Origin of the sequence: Kitasatospora sp. NPDC059722 (assembly GCF_042733235.1) — a bacterium.
Lineage (GTDB): Bacteria > Actinomycetota > Actinomycetes > Streptomycetales > Streptomycetaceae > Kitasatospora.
This window is the reverse complement of sequence record NZ_JBHWGD010000011.1, coordinates 81,408-99,583: the sequence shown is the minus strand read 5'-3', so window position 1 is coordinate 99,583 and position 18,176 is coordinate 81,408. Positions and strand designations below refer to the sequence as shown.

General features: G+C 74.5%; 20 protein-coding genes. 10 read left to right on the top strand and 10 right to left on the bottom strand.

What is annotated here, in order from left to right; translation table 11 throughout:
- Window positions 1-104: 104 nt before the first annotated feature.
- Window positions 105-1,121 carry a medium chain dehydrogenase/reductase family protein gene (locus ACFV4F_RS09730; RefSeq protein WP_380501344.1) on the bottom strand — a complete coding sequence of 339 codons (1,017 nt, stop codon included), beginning with the start codon at window positions 1,119-1,121 and terminating at the stop codon, window positions 105-107.
- A gap of 193 nt (window positions 1,122-1,314) precedes the next feature.
- On the opposite strand from ACFV4F_RS09730, the gene ACFV4F_RS09725 reads away from it, so the two are divergent.
- From ACFV4F_RS09725 to ACFV4F_RS09700, 6 genes are all read left to right on the top strand, one after another.
- Entirely contained in the window at window positions 1,315-1,893 is a 579-nt protein-coding gene (locus ACFV4F_RS09725) for a helix-turn-helix domain-containing protein (RefSeq protein WP_380447352.1), read from the top strand.
- Window positions 1,890-3,197, top strand: coding sequence for an MFS transporter (locus ACFV4F_RS09720; RefSeq protein WP_380447354.1), 1,308 nt, complete (start codon window positions 1,890-1,892; stop codon window positions 3,195-3,197). Before ACFV4F_RS09725 ends, ACFV4F_RS09720 begins: the two co-directional genes overlap by 4 nt.
- A 13-nt stretch (window positions 3,198-3,210) precedes the next feature.
- Complete coding sequence (locus ACFV4F_RS09715) at window positions 3,211-3,936, top strand: class I SAM-dependent methyltransferase (RefSeq protein ID WP_380501342.1); 726 nt, start codon at window positions 3,211-3,213, stop codon at window positions 3,934-3,936.
- Between the two features lie 131 nt (window positions 3,937-4,067).
- Window positions 4,068-4,541, top strand: a complete 474-nt coding sequence (locus ACFV4F_RS09710) for a carboxymuconolactone decarboxylase family protein (RefSeq protein WP_380491915.1) — start codon at window positions 4,068-4,070, stop codon at window positions 4,539-4,541.
- A gap of 48 nt (window positions 4,542-4,589) precedes the next feature.
- A complete protein-coding gene (locus ACFV4F_RS09705; RefSeq protein WP_380447360.1) occupies window positions 4,590-5,513 on the top strand; it encodes an RNA polymerase sigma-70 factor in 924 nt (307 codons plus the stop codon).
- 148 nt (window positions 5,514-5,661) lie between these two features.
- Window positions 5,662-6,132 (top strand): nuclear transport factor 2 family protein, encoded by a 471-nt coding sequence (locus ACFV4F_RS09700; protein ID WP_380501340.1) that lies wholly within the window; start codon window positions 5,662-5,664, stop codon window positions 6,130-6,132.
- Here the strand turns inward: ACFV4F_RS09700 and ACFV4F_RS09695 are convergent.
- Complete coding sequence (locus tag ACFV4F_RS09695; protein WP_380501338.1) at window positions 6,113-6,424, bottom strand: DUF6928 family protein; 312 nt, start codon at window positions 6,422-6,424, stop codon at window positions 6,113-6,115. The genes ACFV4F_RS09700 and ACFV4F_RS09695 overlap by 20 nt on opposite strands.
- A gap of 442 nt (window positions 6,425-6,866) precedes the next feature.
- Here ACFV4F_RS09695 and ACFV4F_RS09690 point away from each other — a divergent pair, with 442 nt between their 5' ends.
- Window positions 6,867-8,339, top strand: coding sequence for a helix-turn-helix domain-containing protein (locus tag ACFV4F_RS09690; protein WP_380501336.1), 1,473 nt, complete (start codon window positions 6,867-6,869; stop codon window positions 8,337-8,339).
- Window positions 8,340-8,381: 42 nt separating this feature from the next.
- Here the strand turns inward: ACFV4F_RS09690 and ACFV4F_RS09685 are convergent, their stop codons facing one another.
- The 5 genes from ACFV4F_RS09685 to ACFV4F_RS09665 all read right to left on the bottom strand — a co-directional run bounded on the left by ACFV4F_RS09685 (window position 8,382) and on the right by ACFV4F_RS09665 (window position 13,165).
- On the bottom strand, window positions 8,382-9,026 hold the full coding sequence (locus ACFV4F_RS09685; protein WP_380501334.1) for a hypothetical protein: 645 nt from the start codon (window positions 9,024-9,026) through the stop codon (window positions 8,382-8,384).
- A gap of 62 nt (window positions 9,027-9,088) precedes the next feature.
- Window positions 9,089-10,441, bottom strand: coding sequence for a DUF58 domain-containing protein (locus ACFV4F_RS09680; protein ID WP_380501332.1), 1,353 nt, complete (start codon window positions 10,439-10,441; stop codon window positions 9,089-9,091).
- Window positions 10,438-11,484, bottom strand: a complete 1,047-nt coding sequence (locus ACFV4F_RS09675; RefSeq protein WP_380445719.1) for an AAA family ATPase — start codon at window positions 11,482-11,484, stop codon at window positions 10,438-10,440. Before ACFV4F_RS09675 ends, ACFV4F_RS09680 begins: the two co-directional genes overlap by 4 nt.
- Window positions 11,485-11,579: 95 nt before the next feature.
- A complete protein-coding gene (locus tag ACFV4F_RS09670; RefSeq protein WP_380501330.1) occupies window positions 11,580-12,110 on the bottom strand; it encodes a hypothetical protein in 531 nt (176 codons plus the stop codon).
- Complete coding sequence (locus ACFV4F_RS09665; protein WP_380501328.1) at window positions 12,107-13,165, bottom strand: DUF4129 domain-containing protein; 1,059 nt, start codon at window positions 13,163-13,165, stop codon at window positions 12,107-12,109. Before ACFV4F_RS09665 ends, ACFV4F_RS09670 begins: the two co-directional genes overlap by 4 nt.
- A gap of 384 nt (window positions 13,166-13,549) precedes the next feature.
- On the opposite strand from ACFV4F_RS09665, the gene ACFV4F_RS09660 reads away from it, so the two are divergent.
- Entirely contained in the window at window positions 13,550-13,987 is a 438-nt protein-coding gene (locus ACFV4F_RS09660; protein ID WP_380445723.1) for a universal stress protein, read from the top strand.
- A gap of 32 nt (window positions 13,988-14,019) precedes the next feature.
- Here the strand turns inward: ACFV4F_RS09660 and ACFV4F_RS09655 are convergent, their stop codons facing one another.
- Window positions 14,020-14,718, bottom strand: coding sequence for a hypothetical protein (locus ACFV4F_RS09655; RefSeq protein ID WP_380501326.1), 699 nt, complete (start codon window positions 14,716-14,718; stop codon window positions 14,020-14,022).
- 139 nt (window positions 14,719-14,857) lie between these two features.
- Here ACFV4F_RS09655 and ACFV4F_RS09650 point away from each other — a divergent pair, with 139 nt between their 5' ends.
- Both ACFV4F_RS09650 and ACFV4F_RS09645 read left to right on the top strand, forming a co-directional pair.
- Complete coding sequence (locus tag ACFV4F_RS09650) at window positions 14,858-15,160, top strand: hypothetical protein (protein WP_380501324.1); 303 nt, start codon at window positions 14,858-14,860, stop codon at window positions 15,158-15,160.
- A 227-nt stretch (window positions 15,161-15,387) separates the two neighbouring features.
- A complete protein-coding gene (locus ACFV4F_RS09645; protein WP_380501322.1) occupies window positions 15,388-16,626 on the top strand; it encodes an AI-2E family transporter in 1,239 nt (412 codons plus the stop codon).
- Here ACFV4F_RS09645 and ACFV4F_RS09640 read toward each other — a convergent pair.
- Together ACFV4F_RS09640 and ACFV4F_RS09635 are read right to left on the bottom strand one after the other, a co-directional pair.
- Window positions 16,513-16,851 carry a hypothetical protein gene (locus ACFV4F_RS09640; RefSeq protein WP_380445727.1) on the bottom strand — a complete coding sequence of 113 codons (339 nt, stop codon included), beginning with the start codon at window positions 16,849-16,851 and terminating at the stop codon, window positions 16,513-16,515. The two genes, ACFV4F_RS09645 and ACFV4F_RS09640, sit on opposite strands and share 114 nt — an antisense overlap.
- Before the next feature lie 371 nt (window positions 16,852-17,222).
- The gene (locus ACFV4F_RS09635) at window positions 17,223-18,053 is read right to left on the bottom strand and encodes an alpha/beta fold hydrolase (RefSeq protein ID WP_380501320.1); all 831 of its coding nucleotides are present in this window, start codon (window positions 18,051-18,053) and stop codon (window positions 17,223-17,225) included.
- Window positions 18,054-18,176: the final 123 nt, after the last annotated feature.

Below are 18,176 nucleotides of genomic sequence, written 5' to 3'. Positions count from 1 at the left end.
TGCGGTCGTTGTGGGGACGACAGTGCACGGCGCCGGTCAGCCGCTCGGCAGAGCGGCGGCAAAGGCGGGTAAGAACTCGCCGCCCGGCCGGATCCCGCGGGCGGTCAGGGCGTCAGCACGATCTTGCCGGTGACGGTGCCGGACTCCGCGAGGCGCAGCGCCTCCGCGGCCCGGGTGAGCGGGAGGCGGGCGGCGATCGGGGCGGAGACCTCGCCGTTGTGCAGGGCGGTGAGCACCTGGGTGAGGTCGGTGCGCAGGCGGGCCCGGAAGCGGTCCTTGGCGAGGGCGCGGCCGGCCCAGATGTTGTAGAAGTGGGCCCGGCGTCCGTTGGGCAGGCTGTTCCAGAGCCAGGTGCGGGCGAGGATCTTCAGGACGGGCCACTGCTTGGAGCCGGTGTCGTCGCGGGTGGAGGCGCTGCCGTAGGCGACGAGGGTGCCGCCGGCAGCCAGGAGGTGCCAGGAGTCGATCACGCTGCGGCCGCCGACGTGGTCGAAGACGGCGTCGACGCCGCCCGGCGCGAGTTCCCGGACGCGGGCCGGGACGTCACCGGAGCGGTAGTCGACGGGGATGACGCCGCGTTCCCGCAGGGCGTCGTGGTGCCGGGCGGAGGCCGTGCCGATCACCGTGACGCCCGCCGCCAGGGCGAGCTGGACGAGGACGGAGCCGACCCCGCCGCTCGCGCCGTGCACGAGGACCGTCTGGCCGGCCCGCACCCGCGCCTGACGGTGCAGCATCTGCCAGGCGGTGATGCCGTTGACGACGACGGTCTCCGCCTCGTCGGCGGCGAGCCCCTCGGGGACCTCGACGGCGTCGGCCGCGTCGAGCACGACGTGGCTGGACCAGCCGCCGGTCTTCACCAGAGCAGCCACCCGCCGGCCGGCGAGGCGCGGGTCGACGTCCTCGCCGGTGGTCAGGACGCGGCCCACGAGGTCGTAGCCGGGGACGAACGGGAAGGGCGGCTGGTCGTAGTACCGCCCCCGCCGCATCTGCTGCTCGGCGAACGAGACGCCGCTCGCCTCCACCGCCACCACGACCTGTCCGCGACCGGCCTCGGGCACCCGGCCTTCCCGGATCTCCAGTCCCTCCGGCGCCACGATGCCCGGCAGAACGACCTGGATCATGCGGTCGGTCTCCATGCTGACCGCCCCCTTTCCTAGAGCTTGTTGCCTTCGTTAGAAGTTATAACCCCCGACGGAAGTGAGAGTCAAGAAGAAGAGTGAGAGCTTCTAACTCTCCGATCGGACGGGAATGTTGCAGAGAATTCTCTGCAGATGGACCTATGCAGAGAGTTCTCTGCACCCTAGAGTGATCACCATGACCGACCAGCCCCGCCGCCGGATCGACGCCACGAGCCTGCGCGGCCTCGCCCACCCCCTGCGGATGCGCCTCCTCGACGAGCTGCGCACCAACGGGCCCGCCACCTCCGCCCGCCTCGCCGAGCGGCTCGGCGAGAACACCGGCACCGTCAGCTGGCACCTGCGCCACCTCGCCGAACACGGCTTCATCGAGGAGGAGACGGACCGTGGCACCCGGCGCGAGCGCTGGTGGCGGGCCGTGCGCAGCCGCAACGTCCTCAACACCACCGACTTCGACCGCGACCCCGCCACCAAGGGCGCCCTCGACGTCTACCTGGGCGAGATGCTCCGCGAACAGTTCCGGCGCGTGGCGGACGCCATGGCCGCCGAGCTGCCGGAGGAGTGGCGCGGCGTCGGCACCGTCTCCGGCTGGTCGAACCTGCGCCTCACGCCCGCCCAGCTGCGCGCCCTCAACGCCGACCTGATGGCCGTGATCGACCGTCACACCCCCGACCCGGACGCCGAGCCCGACCCCGCGGCCCGTCCGGTGATCCTCCAGATCCAGTCCCTGCCCCGCAAGGAGTCCGACCCGTCATGAGCGACGCCGCCGTCACGACCGAACGCCCCACCACCGGGCTGCTGCGCCGCCACCAGGACTTCCGGCTGTTATGGACCGGCGAGACCGCCAACAAGTTCGGCTCCGCCGTCACCGGCCTGGCGATGCCGCTCATCGCGGTCACCACCCTGCACGCCTCCACGCTGGAGGTCGGCGTCCTGAGCGCGGCCGGCTGGCTGCCCTGGCTGCTGATCGGCCTGCCCGTCGGAGCGTGGGTCGACCGGATGCGCAGCCGCCCGATCATGCTGGTCGCCTCCGCCGTCTCGCTGGTCCTCTTCGCGACCGTCCCGCTGGCCGCCCGCGCCGGGATCCTGACGATGGCCCAGCTCATCGCCGTGGCGCTCGCCACCGGCGTGGCCACGGTGTTCTTCCAGACCGCGTACACCGCCTACCTCCCCAAGCTCCTCTCCCCCGCCGACCAGGCCGAGGGCAACGCCAAGCTGCACGGCAGCGCCTCCGCCGCGAGCATCACCGGCCTCGGCGCGGGCGGGCTGATCGCCCAGCTCACCGGGCCCGTCAACGGCGTGCTCGCCAACAGCGTCACCTTCGTGCTCTCGCTGGTGTGCACCGGACGGATCCGGCACCGCGAACCCGTCAAGGCGGCACGGGAGAGGCGCCCGCTGCGCCAGGAGATCGGCGAGGGGCTGCGTCTGGTGTCCGGGGACGTCTGGTTCCGCACGTTCACGCTGTTCGGAGCCGCCGCGAACCTGACGCTGACGGGCTACCAGTCGATCCAGGTGGTCTTCCTGGTCCGGGACGTGGGACTGCCCGAAGGCGCGGTCGGCGCGTTGGTCGCGGCCGCGTCGACCGGAGGCATCGTGGGCGCCGCGGTGGCCCGCCGGGTCGCCGCCCGGATGGGCACGGCGCGGGCGATGCTCTTCTTCGAGCTGGTGCTGCCGGCCCTCACCCTCCTCGTCCCGCTCACCACGCCCGGCGCCGGCCTGGCGCTGTTCGTCCTCGGCGGGTTCGGAGCCTCGGCCGGTGTCGTCGCCGGAAACATCATCAAGTCGACCTTCCAGCAGCAGTACTGCCCCCCGGAGCTTCTCGGACGGCTCTCCGCGAGCGCCGCGATGCTCAACTACGGCACGATCCCGGTGGGCGCGCTGCTCGGCGGCCTGCTCGGCACCTGGCTCGGCGTGCGGCCCACCATGTGGCTGCTGACCGCCGGCGTGCCGCTGTCGGCGCTGATCCTCTGGTTCTCGCCGGTGCGCAAGCACCGTGACCTGCCGACCGAACGGCCGGTGCAGCCGGCCGGGGCCGGTGCCACGGCCGCCATCCCGGCCTGAAAGGACGTGCAGCATGACGGATGCATCCTTCGCCCATCCCCGGCTGGCCGCGATCTACGACCCGCTCGACCCCGACCGCACCGATCTCGACGCCTACGTCCGGATCGCGGAGGAGTTCGGGGCCCGCCGGGTCCTCGACATCGGCTGCGGGACGGGGGTGTTCCCCCTCCTGCTCGCCGACCAGGGGGTCGAGGTCGTCGGTGTCGAGCCCGCCGGGGCGTCCCTCGACGTGGCGCGGGCGAAGCCGGGCGCCGAGCGGGTGCGCTGGATCCACGGCGACGCGACGGCATTGCCGCCCCTGCGGGTCGACCTCGTGACGATGACGGCGAACGTCGCCCAGGCCATCGCCGACCCGGAGGCCTGGCGGCAGACCCTGCGGGGCGCGTTCAAGGCGCTGCGGCCCGGCGGGCACCTGGTCTTCGAGACCCGCGACCCGGCCCGCCGCGCCTGGGAGGAGTGGAACCGCGCGTCCTCGTTCGGCACGACCGAGGTCCCGGGCGTCGGCGCCGTCGAGACGTGGGTGGAACTCCTGGGCGTGGACGGGCCGTTGGTGACGTTCCGGTGGACGTACGCGTTCGCCTCGGACGGACAGGTGCTGACCTCGGACTCCACGCTGCGCTTCCACGAGCGGCACGAGGTCGAACGGGACCTGGCCGAGCTCGGCTTCGAGCTGCAGGAGGTCCGTGACGCGCCCGACCGGCCGGGCAGGGAGCTCGTCTTCCTCGCACGGCGGCCGTGATCCCGGGCCGGGGCCGAGTCTGAGACGCGGGTCACAGTCCGCCTCGCAGTCCGCCGTGTCACAACACGGCGGGCTGTCCCGTCTCAGGGGGTAGCCACGCACGATCACCCACGATCACGGAGGAGCACCCCATGGACGCCCGACTCGACTACTTCGCCAACGCGACCGTCGGCAAGAGCTTCAAGCACATCATGGCGGCGGGCAGGAGCATCAAGGAGTCGTCGCTGCCGCCCGCCACCCAGGAGCTCGTCGCCCTGCGGATCAGCCAGATCAACGGCTGCGCGGTCTGCGTCGACATGCACACCAAGGACGCCGCCGCGGCCGGCGAGAGCGCGGTACGGCTCAACCTGGTGGCGGTGTGGCGCGAGGCCACCGTCTACACCGAGGCCGAGCGCGCCGCCCTGGCCCTCGCCGAGGCGGGCACCCGGGTCGCGGACGCGGCCGGCGGAGTGGCCGACGACGTGTGGGCCCGCGCCGCCGAGCACTACGACGGGGACCAGATCGCCGCGCTGGTGCTCCTCGTCTCGTTCATGAACATGGTCAACCGGCTCAACGTCATCACGCAGCAGCCGGCTGGGAGCTACGAGGCCGGACAGTTCCACTGACGGGACGGACCAGGCGACGAACGAGGCAACGGACGAGGGGAGACCGACATGAGCAGGGTCGACGACTTCGAGGAGCTGCGGCCGCTGCTGTTCTCGATCGCCTACCGGATCCTCGGCAGCGTGAGCGAGGCCGAGGACGCCGTGCAGGAGACGTGGCTGCGCTTCGACGCCGCCGCGGCGCAGCCCGTCTCCGCCAAGGCCTACCTGTCGGCCGCCGTCACCCGGATCTCCATCGACGTCCTGCGGTCCGCGCGGGTGCGGCGCGAGGCGTACGTCGGGCCGTGGTTCCCCGAACCGCTGCTCAGCGATCCGTACCAGGACCCGGCGCGGGCGGCCGAGTTGGCGGACTCCGTGTCGATGGCGGCGCTGCTGCTCCTGGAGCGCCTCAGTCCGCTGGAGCGGGCGGTGTTCGTGCTGCGGGAGGTGTTCGCCTTCGGGTTCGACGACATCGCGGCGGCGGTGGGGCGCTCGGAGGCGGCCTGCCGGCAGCTGGTGGTGCGGGCACGGCGGCACATGGCGGAGGGGCGCCCCCGGTTCGCGGCGGACCGCCAGGAGCGGCAGGAGCTCGCGACGCGGTTCTTCGACGCGCTGACGGACGGCGACGTGGGCGCGCTGAGCGCCCTGCTCGCCGCCGACGTCCAACTGGTCGGGGACGGCGGCGGCAAGGCGCCGCAGCTGGCCAACGCCGTCGTCGGGGCGGACAACGTGGCCCGGGTGCTGGCCGCGTTCTTCCCGCTGCTGCGGCGGATCGACGCGACGTGCGCGCCGCAGGAGGTCAACGGGCAGCCCGGCGCGGTCGTCCGCGACCGGGACGGCCGGGTGCTCCACGCGATGACGCTCGACGTGCTCGACGGGCAGGTCCAGGCCGTCCGGGTGGTGATCAACCCCGACAAGCTCGGCCACCTCGGACCGGTGGCCGACGCCTGGGCCGTCACCCGGGAGCTGCAGGCCGTCCGTCGGCAGCGGGACTGACCGGGGCGGGGGGGGGGGGGCCCCCCCCCGCGGCGGGGGCCCCCCCCCCCCGCGGCGCGGCCGGCCCGGCTGCCCGCCGACCGGAAACCCGCGCGGACGCCCGACTAGCCTGTGCAGCGAAGATCGTCCGCCGTACGAGGGGGAGCCCATGACCGCACTCACCGACCCGGCCCTCGCCCACCGGGCCATCGAGAACCTGATCGCCCGCTACGCCGAGCTCGTCGACGACGGCGACTTCGCCGGACTCGGCGACCTCCTCGCCCACGCCACCTTCACCGGCAGCGGCGAACCGGTGAGCGGGCGCGCGGCGATCGAGCGGCGGTTCCGTGACACGGTGATCCTCTACCCCGACGGCACACCGCGCACCCAGCACGTCACCACGAACACCGCCATCAACCTCGACGGCCGGACCGCCACGGCCCGCTCCTACGTCACCGTCCTCCAAGCCGCCCCGGGCCTCCCCCTCCAGACCATCGCCGCCGGCCGCTACCACGACCGCTTCGAACACACCGCAGGCCAGTGGCACTTCACCGAACGACGCGTCCGCATCACCCTCCTCGGCGACCTGACCCATCACCTCCACCAGGCGAAACGGGGAACTACGAAGCCCCCTGCCTGACCCAGCTGCCATCCGACCCCACCACATAGGTACGCCGCGGCCCCATGGCCGCGACCCTGGCCCGCAGCTCGGCCTCCACCACCGCGGGATCCGGAGCACCCGGATCCCGCACGAGGAAACCGTGCAGCCCGACGGCGTCGGCATCCACGTCGTCGGGCGCCGGCAGCCCCTCCAGGACGAACCCGCAGAGCGCGCGCAACGCGTCCTCGCCCATCTCCAGCGGGTGGAACGGCAGCGGGTACGGTCTGTCGTCCCTGTCCGGCCACGGAATGCCGGTGGCCGCTAGTTCCACCCGGTGTCGGAGCCGGAGGTGTCGTGCTCGTCTGGCGATGCGGTGGTGGCGGCGGTGTGCGGCGTGTACGTCGTTGTGATCATCTCTCGTCCTTTCTCGAATGAAGGCGCGGTCGGCCAACGCAGGCACCCTTTGGACGGAAACGGGAAAACCAATCGGGCGTCATTGTCCGCCCGCCGCTCACGCCGTGACATTCCGGCCAAGGGGAATCGAGCCTCCCTGTGCGACCGGTCTTCGGCTCCTCGCCTCGCCCGGCCTCGGTATGGAATCTACGGCCGCGGGCAAGGGGGCAACAGTGCCTTTCTGCACAGTTGAAGGCTTCGTACGGTGCCGAAGTGCACAGTGTTCCCGCCGTCCTCCGAATTACCACCGCGTGTATTCTGCGGAGTGACGTACCGAACGTTCCGGGGGGAATGGCATGAAGGTCGACAACACTCGGGTTTTGACCGGGGCTCGACAGGCCGAACGGGCGGACGACATCCTCGCGCTGTACCGCGCCGCCCGCAAGGGCGGGACGGCGCAGGTGCTCCGCCGGCTGGCCCACCGCACCGGGACGGTCGCCTTCCTGCTGAACCGGTCGGGCACCCCGGCCAGTCCGGCCGCGCCGCCGCCGGGGAGCGCCGCGCACGGGCTCTGCCTGCGCGGGGCGCGCGAGATCGCCGGCCGGAGGCTGCGGTCCGTCGCCGTCGACGAGGGCGCCCTCACCGGCCTCGTGCTGACCCTCGACGACACCGGGGAGACGCCCCTCCTCGCCGTGGTGGCGCCGCGCCCGGCCCCGCCCGGGCTGCCGGCCCTCGTCGCGGACGCCGCGTCCGTGCTCGGCCTCGCGTGGCAGGCGGAGGACGTCCGCCGCCGTCAGCGCCGGCTGCGCGCGGCCGACGACCGGGTCCGGGAGGCGGTCCTCCAGCTGCTGATGAACGGTCAGACCGCCACGGCGCGCCAGATCTCCGGCGCTCTGCAACCCGCGCTGCCCGAAGTGGTGCAGGTGTACGTCGTCGAGGGTCGGCGCGGCGCGCGCGACGAGGTGGCGCACCGGCTCGCCGCGTCGGGCGGCGGCGCGTGGGCCGTGCCGTGCCCCGTCTACAGCGACCACATGATCGTCCTCGCACCCGCGGCGCCCTCCCTCCCGGCCTGGGCCACCGCCCGGCCCGCGGCGGCGCACCCCTGCCGGATCGGGGTCAGCAACGCCGTGCCCCTGCGGGAGACCGTCACGGGCTACGCGCAGGCGTTCCACGCGCTGGCCGCCGCGCGCCACCGCCCCGACCGGGTCGCGACCTTCGCCTCCGACCAGGACCTCCCGCTCACCATCGGGACGGCCGCGGCGGTGTGGGCGGACACCTTCCTGTCGCCCCTCCGGCTCCACCGCCCCAGGCGCCTCCAGGACCCGGACGGCGCCGAGCTGTTGGCCACCGCCTCCTCCTGGCTACGGTTCTCCTCCGGCGCGGCGGCCCACCTGAGGATCCACCGCAACACCCTGGCCGCCCGCCTGGCGTCCGTCCAGGAGCTGCTCCAGCTGGACCTGGCCCGGCTCGCCAACCGGTCCGCCCTGGCGCTCGCCCTGCACGCGGCCCCGGCCGCTCCCCACGGCGCCGACGACGCCCCGGGCGACGACCGACCGGCACCCGCCCTCGACGACCTCCTCGCCCTGCCCCGCGTCGAGGCCTGGGCCGAGCAGCAGCTCCGGCCGCTCCACGGACCCGACGCCCCGACGGCCGTGGCGCAGACGCTCGCCACCTGGCTGCACCTGGACGCCCGCCTCGTGCCGACGGCCGAGGCGCTGTCCGTCTCGCCCTCGGCCGTCCGCAAACGCCTGGCCAGGGCCGAGGAGTTGCTGCAGCGCTCGCTGGTCCGCTCCCCCACGTCCGTCCACGACCTGTGGCTCGCCGAGCGGGCCCTCGAACTGGCCGAGCACTGACCCTGGTGCCGTGGCACCGGCGGGCGTCGGCAAGCACCGGGCTCACCCCCGGGCGGCTGGCTCGGAGGTCGCGTCCTCGGGCTTCCCGGACGCGGCGGTCCCGTCCTCGGCGGTCTCGGACGCGGCGGTTTCGGACGACGCGGACGGGCGCAGCCCGAGGCCCACGCCCCAGGCCGCGGCCGCCACGCCCAGCAGCGCGATCGGGCGCGCCCACTCCCCCGCCCCGGTCGGCGCGAAGGCGACCGGCAGCACCAGCAGCGACGCCGCGACGGCGGCACAGGCCGCGGCCGGGCGGACGGTCCGGCGCTGCGGGCCGAACGCGTCGAGGAGCAGCAGGTAGGCCGCGAGGAGGACGGTCACCGTGAGCGCCTGCCACACCCGCGGCTCGCACAGAGCGGCGAGCACCACCGCACCGACGGCGAGGAGGGTCGTGCGGGACGCGGCGAGGCGCGCGGGCCAGGTCGCCGGCCGGCTCGGCGGATCGTCCTGCGGCGGCGCGGCCCAGAGCGCGAGGCCGGTGGCGACGACGGCCGCCGCGGGCCCGAACCGGTCGGTCGCGCCGCCGCTGCCGGGGAGGCCGACCGCGGCGAGGGCCAGGGCGGCGCCGGTGCCCCGCAGGACGGCCCGTTCGAGCCGCGGGGCCCACCGGACGGCGCCGGGCGGGGGTGCCGCTTCCGTCGCACTCACAGGCGGTGCCGGAGTCGTCGAGGCCGTCGGGGTCGTCGGAGTCATGGAGGTCGTCGGGGTCATCAGGCCGCTCCCGTGATCGTGCGACGCAGCAGCGGCGCGAGTGCCAGGTCGAGCGTCTCGCCCGGCGTGTGGCGGGCCACCGGGATGCCGCGCCCGCGCAGCGTCGAGCGCATCGCCTCGCGTTCGGCGTGCCACAGGCGCAGGGCGAGGGCGTCGGTCTCGTCGTCCGGGCGCGCGGCCGGTTCGCCGGCCGGGACCTCGACCACGACCAGCGGGTTGCCGCGTTCGCGCACCTGGCCGAGCACGTCGAGGATCCGCTGGTCGGCGAGCGGAGTGAACGCGTACACGAGGGCGTGGCCGGGCAGGACCGGCAGCGGGATGCGGGGTACGGCGGCGCCGCGCTGGGGGCGGTCCTGACGGACCTCCAGCACGCTCTCCACCATGCGGTAGAACTGCCGGTCCCCGCTGCCCGCGTTGAGCCAGCGCAGCGTCCCGCCGACCGCGACGAGGCCGATCCGGTCGTGCCGGCGCAGGTAGGAGCGGGTCAGTCCGGTGGCGGCGCGCAGCGTCTCGTCGAGGCTGCGCAGTCCGGTGGTGGCGTCGCGGAAGTCGGCCAGGGTGTCCAGCAGGACGACCGCGTCGGCGGCGCGCTCGGCGGTGAACTGGTTGATCTGGACGGCGTCGCGGCGGGTCGTCGACGGCCAGTGGATGCGCCGCTGCCGCTCGCCCGGCACGTGCGGGCGCACGCCGATCACCTCGGTGCCGGTGCCCTCGTGCGCGGTGGTGTGCTCGCCGATCCGCTCCGGCAGCCGGACCGGGATCGGGGTGAGGCGGGCCGCGCTGGGCACCGGGAACACGTCCACCGTGCCGAGGTCGGTGCGCACGGTGCGCCGGGTCAGGCCGCCCGCGTCGTGGACGTCGACGTCGATGACGCCGAGCTGCCAGCGGCCCCAGCTGTCGGCGTGGACGACCAGGTCCACGCCGGTCGCGGTGACGCTGAGGGCGTCCAGCGTGACGCCGGGGCCGAGCGCCAGGGTGGGGTCGAGCCGGCCGGTCCGTCCGTCGTGCCGGACGGTGACGTGCACGGTGACGGGCTCGCCCTCGAAGCAGCGGCGCGGCTCGGCGGTGCTGTCCGCGGACAGCGCGGTCGGCCGGGTGCGCCCCGGGGCGGCGAGGGCGAGCAGGACGGCGGGCCCGGCCGCCAGGGCGAGCAGCCACGCGTGGCCGGTGAGCAGCGCGGCGACGGCCGCGGCGGTGGCCACGGTGAGCAGGCGCAGCGTCTGCTCACCGGCGCGCCAGTGCGGCGGGGGCGGGCTGCTCGGCAGGCCGTCGACGAGCCGGGCGCCGACCACCAGCCCGGCCCCGGCGGTGGACCGGGTGGCGGATTCCCCCGGATGCGGTGCGCGGTTCACGAAGTGGCCGCGCGGGGCAGGGTCTGCGGCGCCGGGACGGCGTCGACCAGTCGCCGCACGACGTCGTCGGCCTCGATCTGGCGCACCCACAACTCCGGTGCGAGGGTGATGCGGTGGGCGAGCGCGGGGACGGCGAGCGCCTTGACGTCCTCCGGGGTCAGGTAGTCGCGGCCCTCCAGCATCGCCCGTGCCCGGGCCAGCTGGATCAGCGCGAGGCCGCCGCGGGGCGAGGCGCCGACCTGGATCTGCTGGTCGTTGCGGGTCGCGTCGACCAGCGCGATGACGTAGTCGACCAGGTCGTCGTCGACCTCGACCCGCTCCACCGCCGCGCGCATGGCCAGCAGTTCCGACGGGCTGCTCACGGTGTCCAGCATCGCCTCCGCTGCCGCGCGGTCGAGCCGGGCGCGCAGCATCGCAGCCTCCGTGACGGTGGGGAGGTAGCCCATCCGCACGCGGAGCAGGAAGCGGTCGAGCTGCGCCTCGGGGAGCGCGTACGTGCCCTCGTACTCGATCGGGTTGGCGGTGGCGATCACCAGGAACGGGTGCGGCAGGCGGCGGGTCTCGCCGTCGACGGACACCTGGCCCTCGGCCATCGCCTCCAGCAGCGCGGCCTGGGTCTTCGGCGGGGTGCGGTTGATCTCGTCGGCGAGCAGGAGCTGGGTGAACAGCGGGCCGGGGCGGAACACCATCTCGCCGGTGTTCCGGTCGTAGAAGGGGGCGCCGGTGACGTCCGAGGGCAGCAGGTCGGGGGTGAACTGGATCCGGCGGAAGTCCAGGCCGAGGGTGGTCGCGAACGAGCGCGCCAGCAGGGTCTTGCCGAGTCCGGGCAGGTCCTCGATCAGGACGTGGCCGCCGGCCAGGGCGCCGAGCATGACCAGGCGCAGCGCCTCCGGCTTGCCGACGACGGCCCGTTCGATCTCCGCGAGCACCGCGAGGGCGCGGTCGCCGGCCTCCTTCGGGGTCAGCACCGGTATCGCCACCGCCGGTTCGGCCGGGGTGTGCGCGCCGTCGAGTGCGGCGGGGGCCTGAGGTAGGACGGACATGGCTCTCCTGCAAGACTGTTCGTGGATGGTGGGATGCGAAGGATCCGGCGCGGGGTGCGGCGCCGTCAACGTGCCTCAGGGGGACGGCTGGACCGTCACAGGGACTCCAGCCGGTCGACGAGGGCGCGCAGGACCGGGGCCGGGACGGTCGCGGCCGGGGCCGGCGCCTCGGGATCGACCCAGGGCCAGAGCCGGGGGCCGACCAGTTCGGCGGCCCGGTCGCGATCGGCCGGCAGCCGCAGGCCGTGGGCCTCCGACAGCCGTACGGCGTAGAGCCGTTGGAGGCGGGTGCGCAGCGGCCTGCAGTCGCCCTGGGGGTCGGTGGCCTGGCCGACGGTCCAGCGCCAGTCGCCGAGGCCGGGCTCGTGCGCCTCCATCAGCCGGGGCCGGCGGCGCAGGATCGTCTCCAGGGCGCCCGCGCCGGCCACGTACCGGGCGGTGACGAGGGCGGTGACGGTCAGCAGGACGGCGCCGGCCCCGGCCCCGGGCAGGCCGCCGACCAGGGCGAGGAGCGGTTCGGCGAGGACGGCGGTCACGGTCAGCTCGATCAGGCTGTGCCGGACGGAGCCGGGCGCGGCGAACCCGTCGGCCGGGTCTCCGGGTGTCCGCGTCTGCGGGATTCTCATCGGCCGTGTCCTGTCCATCCTGTCGGGCCTGCCGGGCCTGCCGCGCCGGCGGGCGTCGGCTCCGTCGGCTCCGTCGGCTCCGGCGGCTCCGGCGGCTCCGGCCGCGCGGGTGTGCCCTCGGTGAGTGCGGCTGCGAGCGCCGCGCCGATGGTGTCCAGGGCCGTCCGGGCCCGGCGCACGTGACCGTCGTCCATCGGGTGCGTCGAGTACCTGGCCTCCCGGTACAGCGCGGTGAGCGCGTGTGCCTGGCCGGGGTCGATGCTCTGGTGGGACAGCGCACGTTCCACCAGTTCCGTCGGGCTGTCGGAGTCGCGCCGGGACACGCCGGCGGCGGCGAGCGAGCCTTCCATGGCGACGAAGCAGGCGATCACGGCCGCGCGCGCATCGTCCCCGGTCAGCGCCGTGCGGGCGGACACCACTGCCTCGGCGAGGACGTCCTCCGGGGACGGCGGCGGCGCGGCGGGCAGCAGCACCGGGGCCTTCCGGCGGCGCAGGCGCCCGCGCTGACGCAGCAGCAGGACGACCACGGCCACGAGCACGACGGCCATCGCCACCCCCAGCACCGCGAACAGAAGCCCGGGCAGGAGCATGAGCGCGCCGTCGTCCGTCTCCTTCGACGGAGGCGGCGGTGTCGCAGTGGAGGTCGGCAGCAGTTGCGGCGGCAGCGGCGGCGTGAAGCCGTGGTCGCCGCCCGTGCGGCTGTTGAGGACCAGCATCAGCGCCGGCACCCCGAGGGCGGCCAGCGGCAGCAACACCATCGCCGCCTCCCGCAGGCGCTCGGTCCGCGGCGTCGGCCCGATGAGGGTCCGGACCTCCTCCCGGAAGCGCACCGCGAACCGGCCGATCAGCACCGCCCAGCCGATCCCGAGCAGGACCACGAAACCGATGGTGCGCACCGGCCCGGCCGTGGCCGTGCCGAGCAGCCCGCCGTCGGACCGCAGCGCCGCCGCGGCCGTCAGCAGGCCGACGACGACCAGCAGGACGCCCGTCAGCCTGGTGTCCCCCTGGGCCCGGTCGCTCCGCCGACGTCCCGTCAACGGCGTTTCGCCGTCCATGCGCCCCCCGATTCCCCCACAGCGCGGTCGACGACGCGCATCGTACAACGCCGCTCACCGACCGCCGCGCCGACCGGGCGCCCGTCGTCCACGACGACAACCCCCACCGTTCCGTTCCTTCCGTCCCCCGTCACCGCCCACCACCGTTCGTGTGCGGGCGCCGTCAAGATCGTGTCAAGGGCGCGGTCGCCGCACACTGCCAGAACCCGGCAGTCTTCGGCCCCCTCCCGTATCCGGATTCGATCACCCGCCGGGCCGCCGCACCGTCGTCACCCGGGTGCCGGGCCGTACTGGCGGCGGCGTGCGGCGGCACGCACCGTGGTGCGTGGGGCAACGACGGACCGGGCAGCGACGAACCGGGCAACGACCGACAGGACGGTACAGATGAACGCGAACGACTCCGTTCCCCGCGTCGTGGTCGGCGTCGACGGCTCGCAGCCGTCGCGCGCCGCGCTGCGCTGGGCGGTCCGGCACGCCGAGCTGATCGGCGGGGTCGTCGACGCGGTGGGCGCGTGGGAGCCGCCGAGCCACTTCGGCTGGTCCGCGCCCGTGGTCGACACGTCCTTCGACCGGGACCTCGCCGAGCGGCGGTTCCACGACGAGCTGGACGAGGTGCTCGGCGTGGACGTGCCGGTGCAGATCCGGCGGACGATGGTGATGGGCGACCCCTCCGACGTGCTCCTGGACGCGGCACGCGGCGCCGAACTGCTGGTCGTCGGCAGCCACGGCCACAGCGGCTTCACCCGGGCCCTGCTCGGCTCGGTGAGCACGCGCTGCGCGCAGCACGCCGCCTGCCCGGTGGTCATCATCCGCCCGCAGTAGCGCAGCCCGCAGTAGAGCACCTGCCCCGTGGTTCAGCGGCTGTTCGCATCGTCGGCGGCGAAGTCGACCCGGGTACCCGGGGTGACGGGCAGCGCCTCGATCCCGTCGTCCGCGAGGATCAGCGCGGCTGCCTCGGCCGAACACCCGACGTACGTGGACAGCAGGTCGTAGTCGCTGGTGACGACCCAGCTCCGGTCCTCCGGCCACCAGAACTCGGGCCCGGTGATCTCCTCGTACTCCGCATCGAGCCCGACCTCGGCCGCCACGAAGGGCCGCGAGGAGTCCAGCCCGGCCAGCGCCGAACACCTCACCAGCGGCTCCGGCGCGCCCCACAGCAGGGCCGCCAGGTCGTAGGCGAAGAGGACGGGCTGCTCACCCGTCACCCGGCCGAGGCAGCGCGCCAGCGCCCGGCGGGTCCCGACGTCGGGCTGCCCCGAATCCGCCAGCCACCGGACGTCGGCGTCGGGGCCGTCGGCGTCCTGCAGCAGCGGTCCGTGGCTCATCTCGGCGTGGAACGGCCGGCCCGCCGCCTCGGCCCGCTCCCGCCAGGACCGGGTGCGGCCCGACCCGTCCGAGGCGTCGAACCGGTGGAACACCCGCAGGTACGCGCCGAACCCGCCCGGCACGAGCTCGCCCACGACGTGTCCCGCGCGCTGCCCGGGCCGCTCCAGGGCAGCCTGCAGCCAGGCCAGCTCGGTCCCGTCGTAGCTCCACGTGTGCGTCTCGGTCATGCGCCCATCCTGTCCTGCCCGCCGACGCGGGCGTGCGGCGCCCCCTCGAAGCCGCCTGCCTTGCAGGGCCCGGGTGCCAGGGCGACGCTGGACGTGGCGGACAGCCACCCTCCCTGCCGCTGAGACGAGGAGCCCTGACGTGAGCTTCATCCAGATCATCGAGTACAAGACGACCCGCATCGACGAGTTCAACGCCCTGCTCGACAGCTGGGTCGAGAAGAACGCGGGCAACCGCATAGCGACCCGGTCCCTGCAGACCCGTGACCGCGACCAGGGGAACGTCTACCTGAACATCGTCGAGTTCCCCTCGTACGAACAGGCGATGGAGAACTCCGACCGCCCGGAGACGACGGAGTTCGCCGCCCGTCTCGCGACGCTGTGCGACGGACCGCCGGTGTTCCGCAACCTGGACGTGCTGAACGAATGGACCTTCCAGGACTGAGACCCTCCGTGGACGCGTTCCGCTCTCGGAGACCGGCGCCCGAGCTGCGGCGAACGGGTGGTCCGGGGTGCTGATCCGGCGGGCGTCGGCGTTGCACGCGGGGCGGGGGCGCCGATCGGGCGGTACACCTGGGGCCGCCACGGCGCCGGGCGCGGCCGTTTCCGGTGCGCCCGCCGGGGCACCCGAGAGGACCGGACGGAGCCCGGCCGACGTCAGGGAGGCGGTCCGTGGGAGTGAACGGTGCCCGACCGCCCCGGCGTCCCACGCCGCTCGGCAGCCGCCGGCCCCGGGTGGCGCCGCCCCGGGCGCTGCCGTCGGCCTCCGGGGACGGCGTCCCGCCCGGGCTGCGGACCGCCGCCGGGTACGCGTGGCGGCTGGTCCTGCTGGGCGTCACGGCCTACCTCGTCGTGACCGTCCTCGCCCAGCTCGAAGTGCCCGTGGTCGCGGTGTTCGTGGCGCTGGTCATCACGTCCGTCCTGCGGCCGCTCGTCGACCTCATCGCCCGGGTGCTCCCGCGCTCCCTGGCCGTGCTGCTCGCCTTCGTGTGCGCCGCCGTGGTCATGGGCGGGGTCCTGGCGCTCGTCGGCACGACCGTCGCCGACGAGTGGAGCCGGCTCGGCGCCGAGCTGCGCGGCGGCCTCGGCCGGATCGACCACTGGCTGACCGGCGCGCCCTTCCACCTCCGGCCCGGCACCGTCACCGACCTCCGCGCGAAGATCGGCGAGTGGATCACCGCCCACCGCTCGGCGCTCGTCAACACCGCGCTCAGCGGCGCGAGCCGGGCCGTCGAGTTCGTCACCGGGCTCGCGCTCGCGGTGTTCTGCTCGGTGTTCTTCCTGCACTCCGGCCACCGGATGTGGTCCTGGGCGCAGCACCAACTCCCCGGCCGGGCGCAGCCGGTGTGGGCGCGGGCCGGGCGCTCGGCCTGGCGCACCTTCGCCGGGTACACCCGCGGAGTGCTGATCGTGGCGGCCGTCAACGCCGTTCTGGTGGGCATCGCACTCGCCGTCCTGCGGGTGCCGCTGGTGCTGCCGCTGATGGTCCTGGAGTTCGTCGCGGCGCTCGTGCCGCTGATCGGCTCACCGATCGCGCTGGCCGTCGCCGCGCTGGTGGCCCTGGCGGCGCGCGGTCCGGTGGTCGCGCTGCTGGTGCTCGCGCTGATCGTCGTCATCGGTCAGATCGAGGGCCACCTGCTGCACCCGCTCGTGATGAGCTGGTCGGTGCGGATCCACCCGGTGGCGGTGGCGCTGTCGGTGATCGGCGGCGCCGTCCTGGCGGGTGTGCTGGGCGCGGTGGTCGCGGTGCCGGTGGTGTCGGTCGCGTGGGCCGTGGTGGGCGAGCTCCGGGACCGGTCAGCGGCCGGGCCGTCGCGAGCCGGTGCGCCACCGCCACGCGATGAGCCGCGCCGCCGACAGGACGAACGTCGGCACCCACACCAGGGAGAAGGCGGCCAGGACGTCGGGTGAGTTCGCGTCCGCGCTCACCAGGGCCAGGCCCGCCGACAGCGCCAGCAGCACCGACAGGACGGAGGCCGGCACGCGCACGACCGCCCGCAGCGCGCGGACGAGCAGCCAGCCCGGCCCGCGCCGCATCGTGCGCAGGGCGCGGTCGAGGCGGCCGTCCGCCCGCAGCTCCTTCTCGATCTCCGCCAGGATCCGCAGCTCCCGGTGGGAGAGCCCCTGCCCGTCCATCGCCGCCACCTCCGAGCACGTGCCCCCACCACACCGTTGCCCGCTCGCGAGGCTCCCTAACACCGATCGGCCGGGACGGCACGTGCCAGGTCGGGACGCACGTCCGGGACGCCCCGCACCGGGTATCGGTCGAGTGCCGATCCGACCGCCACGACGAGCGGCACCGACGGTACGACTACGACCGCCACGGCGGCCCGATTCCCGGATTGCGGCGGCGGCTGACCACAACTCACCCGGGCCGTCGGTCCGTTCACCCACGGCCGGGCCGGGCCGAGGTCGCCGGTGCCCGGCGCGCGCCCCCGGACGCAATGGTGGTGCGCCCCCTGGGCGTGTCCGGCCACGACCACCCCAGGGGGCGCGCGTCGGCAGCCTCAGGTGTGGGCCTCGATGAAGCCGGTCAGGTTCTGCACGTACTCGGCGGGATGGGTGACGTGCGGGATGTGTCCGGCCCCGACCAGCTGCCGCACCTGCGCCTGGGGCAGCGCCTCGGCGAGCCGGGCGATGATGACCGGGAACCAGGGCGGGCTCACCGTGCCCATGGTCAGCAGGGCCGGGCCCCGGTAGCCGGACAGCCCGCCGAGGTCGAGGGACGACCACCCGGGGTCGTCCTGCTCGTCGAGGAAGGTCGGGGCGTTCGTCAGGAAGGTCTCCCGGACGACCTCCGGGAACCCGTCCCACGCCCCCGGGCCGATGGCGACCTCCTCCACGAACTGGTGGGCGCCCTCGAAGGTCTCACCGGCGCGCAGGTGTGCGAGAACGGAGTCGACCTTCGCCTGCATGTCCCGCATCCGCGAGTCCTGCGAAACCGGCCCACGTCCCGCGTCCGGCGTCACGATCCCCATCAGCGGCGGCTCGTGGGCGACGAGGCTCCGGAACAGCCCGGGGCGCCGCGCGGCCAGGCCCAGCGCCGTCGACGCCCCGAAGGAGTTCCCCGCGACGTGGGCCGGCGCGAGGCCGAGCTCCTCGACCAGCGCCGCGAGGTCGTCCTCGTCCTCCGTCCGGGAGCCCTGCCCCGGCGGCCGCTCGCTCCGGCTGTGCCCCCGCCGGTCGTAGACCAGCACCCGGTACCGCTCGGCGAGGGCCGGCAGGACGGGCACCCAGTTGAAGTGGTCGCCCCAGGAGCCGTGGACCAGGACGAGCGGGTCGCCGTCCCCCGCCAGCTCGTAGTAGAGATCGACGCCGTTGACCCTGGCCCTTGGCATGCGACGGCTCCTCACCTGCTCGCCCGCTCGTCCGCGCACTTGCTCGCCCGCTCACGTGCTCGCCTGCCGGCCTACCGGCCTGCGGAACGACGGTTTCCCGTCCATTCAGACATCGCGACGCGC

Excerpts from the sequence above, each read along its gene's own strand:
- ACFV4F_RS09730 (WP_380501344.1), bottom strand. The coding sequence starts at position 1,121 with ATGATCCAGGTCGTTCTGCCGGGCATCGTGGCGCCGGAGGGACTGGAG.
- ACFV4F_RS09725 (WP_380447352.1), top strand. The coding sequence starts at position 1,315 with ATGACCGACCAGCCCCGCCGCCGGATCGACGCCACGAGCCTGCGCGGC.
- ACFV4F_RS09720 (WP_380447354.1), top strand. The coding sequence starts at position 1,890 with ATGAGCGACGCCGCCGTCACGACCGAACGCCCCACCACCGGGCTGCTG.
- ACFV4F_RS09715 (WP_380501342.1), top strand. The coding sequence starts at position 3,211 with ATGACGGATGCATCCTTCGCCCATCCCCGGCTGGCCGCGATCTACGAC.
- ACFV4F_RS09710 (WP_380491915.1), top strand. The coding sequence starts at position 4,068 with ATGGACGCCCGACTCGACTACTTCGCCAACGCGACCGTCGGCAAGAGC.
- ACFV4F_RS09705 (WP_380447360.1), top strand. The coding sequence starts at position 4,590 with ATGAGCAGGGTCGACGACTTCGAGGAGCTGCGGCCGCTGCTGTTCTCG.
- ACFV4F_RS09700 (WP_380501340.1), top strand. The coding sequence starts at position 5,662 with ATGACCGCACTCACCGACCCGGCCCTCGCCCACCGGGCCATCGAGAAC.
- ACFV4F_RS09675 (WP_380445719.1), bottom strand. The coding sequence starts at position 11,484 with ATGTCCGTCCTACCTCAGGCCCCCGCCGCACTCGACGGCGCGCACACC.
- ACFV4F_RS09670 (WP_380501330.1), bottom strand. The coding sequence starts at position 12,110 with ATGAGAATCCCGCAGACGCGGACACCCGGAGACCCGGCCGACGGGTTC.
- ACFV4F_RS09665 (WP_380501328.1), bottom strand. The coding sequence starts at position 13,165 with ATGGACGGCGAAACGCCGTTGACGGGACGTCGGCGGAGCGACCGGGCC.
- ACFV4F_RS09660 (WP_380445723.1), top strand. The coding sequence starts at position 13,550 with ATGAACGCGAACGACTCCGTTCCCCGCGTCGTGGTCGGCGTCGACGGC.
- ACFV4F_RS09655 (WP_380501326.1), bottom strand. The coding sequence starts at position 14,718 with ATGACCGAGACGCACACGTGGAGCTACGACGGGACCGAGCTGGCCTGG.
- ACFV4F_RS09640 (WP_380445727.1), bottom strand. The coding sequence starts at position 16,851 with ATGGACGGGCAGGGGCTCTCCCACCGGGAGCTGCGGATCCTGGCGGAG.
- ACFV4F_RS09635 (WP_380501320.1), bottom strand. The coding sequence starts at position 18,053 with ATGCCAAGGGCCAGGGTCAACGGCGTCGATCTCTACTACGAGCTGGCG.